A 5,808-nucleotide genomic window follows, 5' to 3' on the forward strand; every position below is an offset into this window, starting at 1 on the left:
GGAAAGGTGGGGTAAGTGTGAGCACAGTAGTTTTCTTCATTTTTGCAATCTTGGCGATTGCAGCAGCCTGGGGTGTTGTCACCTCGAAGAATATTATGCATAGCGCGCTCTATCTGGCCCTTTCCTTTTCAGGGGTTGCGGTGCTGTACGTTCTTATGAATGCGGACTATTTAGCAGCTGTGCAGTTACTGATATATACAGGCGGCATAGCAATCATGGTTGTCTTCGCAATCATGTTAACCTTACGAGGAGAAATCTGTGATAGCAACCCCGAAAACAAAGTTTGGGGATGGGGTGCGATCGTATCGACCTTGCTGTTTATCATGATAGCGTTGGTTATCCTCACAAATGGGGACTGGCGTATATTACCGACCCCATGGACGAGCGGGGGCTCAGCTGCAGATATATCGCTTTTACTGCTCACTAAGTTTATGATTCCATTTGAAGCAGCCGCTGTTTTGCTAACCGTAGCCTTAGTCGGAGCTGTGATCTTGGCGAAGGGAGTGAAGGTGAGCCATGAATCTAAGCAATCTAAGTAATTTAAGTGTTGGACTTTCGACCTATCTTTTGGTTGGAGCGATGCTCTTTTGTTTGGGACTTTACGGAGTATTTGCTAAGAAAAATATGATTGCAATACTCATGTCGATCGAGCTTATGCTCAATGCTGTCAATATTAATTTTGTAGCGTTCAATCGGTTTCTTTGGGACCAAAAGGTTGATGTGCATTATATTCTGACGGGTCATGTGGCGGCACTTTTCGTCATCATCGTCGCGGCATCTGAAGTGGCCGTTGGCCTAGCTTTGGTTATTTCGGTTTATCGAAACCGTAAGACGACGAACGTCGATGAACTCAATTGGTTGAAGTGGTAAGAGAGTCTATGGAGAAGGTAGGTGTTCAAGGAAATGCATGATCTCTTTCAGTGGGCATGGTTAATTCCTGCTTTGCCCTTCCTGTCGTTTCTACTCATCGCCTTTGTCACGAAACGATCCAAAGGACTATCTTCCACAATATCGATCCTCGCGATTCTCAGCTCGCTTGGCCTGGCTATTGCTATAGCTTATAGTGTCATTCGGGCGGGTGCGGAAATTGTGGAACATCCTGCGATCATAAACGTGAATTGGCTAAATATTGTTGGTTTAAAGATCGATTTTGGAACAATCGTTGATCCGCTAAGTGCCATGATGCTGTTTGTTGTTACCCTGGTAGCGTCAATGGTACAGATTTATTCTCTGGGCTACATGCGCGGAGACAAGGGTTGGTCGCGTTACTATGCGTACCAGTCATTGTTTGCATCCGCCATGCTGGGCATGGTTCTGGCAACGAATCTATTACAACTCTTTATTTTCTGGGAATTAGTGGGACTTTGTTCCTATTTACTGATTGGTTTTTGGTTCTTTAAAGTATCTGCACGCGAGGCTGCGAAGAAAGCGTTTATGACGACTCGTGTCGGAGACTTCGGCTTACTACTCGGAATGTTATTCCTCTATACTAAGTTCGGAACGCTTGATTTTGTGGCGCTTTCCGCAGCACTGAACACAAGCTTCCAAGATGTCGTCGTGGTCGGAACCGCGAGTTATGTGACGGTCATGGCGTTCCTGGTCTTTATGGGACCTGTGGGAAAATCGGGTCAGTTCCCCCTTCACGTCTGGCTACCAGACGCAATGGAGGGCCCCACACCGGTTAGCGCTTTGATTCACGCAGCAACGATGGTTGTTGCTGGTGTTTATTTAGTCGCTCGAATGTATTTTCTCTTTGATTTCGCCTCGCCAGCGGCTCTTCAATTTGTTGCAGGGCTAGGGGCATTCACAGCTATCTTTGCGGCCTCAATTGCGGTCGTGCAAAATGACATCAAACGAATTCTGGCGTATTCAACCTTAAGCCAACTGGGCTATATGATGTTCGCGCTGGGCGTTGGTTCATTTTCTGGATCGATGTTTCATCTCATGACCCATGCGTTCTTTAAAGCGTTGATGTTCTTAGGCGCCGGTTCTGTGATTCTCGCCTTACATCATAAACAAAACATTTGGGACATGGGTGGACTTTGGAAAAAGATGCCGATCACCGGTTGGACCTTTTTCATTGGCATTTTGGCCATCTCTGGAATGCCACCGTTTGCTGGATTTTTCTCGAAAGACGAAATTCTAGCCAACGCACTGCATAATGGGCATCCCATAATTTATGCAGTTGGTCTGTTTACCGCGTTCTTAACGGCTTTCTACATGTGCCGGTTGTTCTTTGTCGTCTTCATGGGACCTGTAAAACCAGAAAACCAACATGTGAATGAATCGCCGTGGAGTATGACGATCCCCCTGATGATTCTCGCCTTTTTCAGTGTTATTGGTGGATGGGCAGCCTTACCAGAGCATAACTTTGCTTTCTTCGTCCATTATGGAGAATTTGAGCATGAAGCGATAAACTGGTTTTTAGCTGGTATTTCAGTACTAGCGGGACTGCTTGGTATTGGATTGGCTTACGCCGTCTACGTCAAAAAAGTCATCGCTGCAGAGAGTATGGTTGTTCGCTTCCCTGGAATTTACAAACTACTCAAAAATGGTTACTATGTCGATGAAGTATATCTTTGGATTATTAAGAACGTTATGGGTGGCATGGGCAAAGTGCTGTATTGGTTCGACATCTATATCGTTGACGGGATCATTAATGGAATCGCTCTAACAACGCGGGGGAGTGGTAAATTACTCCGTCGGACTAGTACAGGACAAGTACAAATGTACGCAATGGTGTTCTTCTTCGCAGTGGTCGTTCTATTCATGGTCTTCGCATTTGGGGAAGGCCAACTAACGGCACTTAACCCCTTAGCGACGCTAGGAGGTGTGAAATAATGTCTGCACTGCCAACAGTGGGTTCACTGTCAATGCTGTTACCCTTCACCCTGCTAGCTCCGTTAGTGGCAATGTTGCTGATCGTTTTCTTGCCTAAGGAAGAGAGTAAAACGATCAAGATTGTTGCAGCCATGGGTATGTTAGTGTCCTTGGTACTCTCACTCTTTGCCTTCTATACCTATGATCGAGTGCTGGGTGGAATGCAGTTTACCTTAACAATTCCCTGGATTCCGGATCTCGGTGTCAATATGGCGTTTGGAGTAGACGGATTAAGTTTACCCATGCTTCTATTGACCAATCTGATTGGGTTTTGCTCTATCTATGCCTCATGGAACATGGATAAGCGAGTTAAAGAATACTTTATCTTATTGCTAATTCTGATTGCCGGTGTTATGGGCACGTTTATAGCCCGAGACTTGTTTATCTTCTTCCTCTTCTATGAAATCGTGGTCATCCCGATTTACATCATGGTGATCATCTGGGGAAGTTCGAAACGAGTCACGAAAGAATATGCCGGTATGAAACTGACCATATACTTGCTGATCGGATCAGCCTTCCTGCTCGTAGGAATGATCGCTCTGTATTTGGCAGCAGCTGCTAACGGCAATCCAACGTTTATGTTTGATGAGCTAGCAGCAAGGCAAGAGCTCTTTAGTCCGGCTTTTCAAAAGGGTGCCTTTGCCTTAATGATCATTGGTTTCGGATCTCTAATCTCCATGTTTCCCTTCCACTCCTGGTCTCCTGACGGTTATGCTGGTGCGCCGACCGCCGTTAGTATGATTCACGCGGGAGTCTTGAAGAAAATTGGAGGATATGGCTTAATCCGCGTAGGGATATATATACTCCCCGTGGGTGCAAGTTTCTGGGCCCCGTATATCGCAACGTTGGCTGTGATCAGTGTTCTCTACGCTGCGTTCATTGCCTTAGTTCAAAAGGATCTTAAATATGTCGTCGGATATTCCTCCGTCAGCCATATGGGCTACGTGATCATTGCGATTGCGGCCTTGAACCCAACTGCGGTTACCGGTGCAGTGGGGATGATGTTTGCTCATGGTGTCATGGCAGCCTTATTCTTTGCTATGATTGGTTTTATCTACGAAAAGACACATACTCGAAACATCTCGGAACTGGGTGGACTTGCTCATCAAGTACCTCGTTTAGCCATCGGTTTTATGATTGCGGGTATGGCCTCTTTAGGATTGCCTGGAACGGTTAATTTCGTAGCTGAATTCACCATTTTTATCTCAGCCATAAACGTCTTACCGGTTCAAACAGTTCTCGGAATTGCTGGGATTATCTTTACGGCAGTCTATATCTTACGAATTATTGCGAACGTTATGTTCGGACCGCGTCGGCCAGAATGGGATCATTTAACCGACATACGGGGACCAGAACTAGTTCCTCTTGTCTTGCTCGCGTTTGTGATCTTTCTTGGAGGGATATTCCCGAACATCCTATTGGGTTTGATTGATAGTGGGGTTACCTCCTCAGGCCTTGCCAAGGTCCTTGAGATGGTGAGTCAGGCGAAGATTGGAGGGTTGTTCTAATGGTGGATTTCAATATAACGACAGTGCTCTTGCCTGAAGTAATGATTGCGGCTATGTCCATGATTGTATTAGCCATTGGACTCCTAGTTCCAGTTGGCACGCGTAAAGGCATGATGCCACTCACCACGTTCTCGTTAATCGGTGTTCTAAGTTATACAGTTTATGACTTTTTCTATGGTCCAAAAGCAGTGTTTCTAGAAGGCATGTATATGCATGACCAATTCGCTGTCTATTTCAAGATTCTCTTTTTAGCAGCAGCACTGCTTGTCGTGCTCTCTTCAGGAGATTATGTACAGAGATTTGCAGAGCACAGTTACAAATTCTATGCTTTGCTTTTAACGTCGACCTTAGGAATGATGCTCATGGCTGGAGCTGGCGAACTAATTACGATGTATGTCGGCCTCGAATTGATGACGATTTCCTTCTACATCCTAGTGGCTTATTTGGCCGATGATGCACGATCCTCGGAAGCTGGAATTAAGTACCTTGTACTGGGTGGAACATCCTCAGCGATCTTACTGTATGGGATCAGTCTTATTTACGGGCTGACTGGGTCGACTGAGCTTGTGCAAATAGCTAGTGTGCTCGGAGGAAATCTCAGTCCAGCGTCGTTCTTGGCAACTGTGTTTCTCTTGGCAGGGTTAGGCTTTAAAATTTCCTTGGTACCGTTTCACCTGTGGGCCCCAGACATTTATGAAGGGGCTCCGACCCCGGTCACGGCATTCTTGGCTATTGCCTCAAAAGCGGCTGCGTTTGCGGTACTGATAAGGGTTTACCTCTTGACGATGAACAGTCAAGCCTTCTCAATAACGGGTCAATCGTTGTTGATTGTTTTGGCAGCGCTGACCATGATTTTGGGGAACTTAATTGCGATTCCGCAAACCAACATTAAACGGTTATTGGCCTATTCGAGCATTGCTCAAGCAGGTTATCTAATGGTGGGTATTATTGCTGAATCAGTCGGAGGGATCAAAGGGGTCCTCTTCTACGCCATGATTTACGTCTTTGCGAATATGGGAGCGTTTGCTGTGGCAACTCACATATCTGAGAGTCAAGGCAGTGATGATATTAAGGACTTTGCAGGCTTGTGGCGCCGCTCGCCGTTGGCAGCGGTTGTCATGACGGCATCCTTATTATCTTTAGCTGGAATTCCACCACTTGCTGGATTCGTAGGTAAGTTTTACCTCTTCTCGGCCGTGATGGACCAAGGGCATATCGCGATCGCGTATATCGGGTTCGTAATGAGCATGATTTCGGTGTATTATTATCTCTCGGTTGTTAAGGTGATGTTCCTTAAAGAGGGTGAAGGGTTACCGGATGTACCAGTTCATGGGGCAATGAAGTTTACGTTGGTCTTTACCATGGTAATTACGCTTGTAATTGGTCTTTATCCAACGCCTCTTGCTCAGATGGCAATAGC

5 protein-coding genes are annotated in these 5,808 nt (G+C 46.0%); all 5 read left to right on the forward strand.

The genetic code is table 11. The features are described 5' to 3' along the window. Positions 1–17 precede the first annotated feature (17 nt). A complete protein-coding gene (locus E4K67_RS29545) occupies positions 18–539 on the forward strand; it encodes an NADH-quinone oxidoreductase subunit J family protein (protein WP_135553276.1) in 522 nt (173 codons plus the stop codon). After that, positions 517–870: an NADH-quinone oxidoreductase subunit NuoK gene (nuoK, locus tag E4K67_RS29550; RefSeq protein ID WP_135553278.1), complete on the forward strand. Its 354-nt coding sequence runs from the start codon at positions 517–519 to the stop codon at positions 868–870. The genes E4K67_RS29545 and nuoK overlap by 23 nt, the downstream gene beginning before the upstream one ends. Positions 871–891: 21 nt before the next feature. Then, on the forward strand, positions 892–2,841 hold the full coding sequence (gene nuoL / locus E4K67_RS29555) for an NADH-quinone oxidoreductase subunit L (RefSeq protein WP_135553280.1): 1,950 nt from the start codon (positions 892–894) through the stop codon (positions 2,839–2,841). After that, on the forward strand, positions 2,841–4,388 hold the full coding sequence (locus E4K67_RS29560; protein WP_135553282.1) for a complex I subunit 4 family protein: 1,548 nt from the start codon (positions 2,841–2,843) through the stop codon (positions 4,386–4,388). The genes nuoL and E4K67_RS29560 overlap by 1 nt, the downstream gene beginning before the upstream one ends. After that, on the forward strand, positions 4,388–5,808 hold a 1,421-nt coding region (locus E4K67_RS29565), incomplete at its 3' end, for an NADH-quinone oxidoreductase subunit N (RefSeq protein ID WP_135553284.1). The genes E4K67_RS29560 and E4K67_RS29565, both read left to right, overlap by 1 nt.

Source organism: Desulfosporosinus fructosivorans (assembly GCF_004766045.1).
Lineage (GTDB): Bacteria > Bacillota > Desulfitobacteriia > Desulfitobacteriales > Desulfitobacteriaceae > Desulfosporosinus > Desulfosporosinus fructosivorans.

What these genes read in the sequence shown, in the direction of transcription:
- nuoK (WP_135553278.1), top strand. Translation starts at nt 517, where the DNA reads ATGAATCTAAGCAATCTAAGTAATTTAAGTGTTGGACTTTCGACCTAT.
- E4K67_RS29560 (WP_135553282.1), top strand. Translation starts at nt 2,841, where the DNA reads ATGTCTGCACTGCCAACAGTGGGTTCACTGTCAATGCTGTTACCCTTC.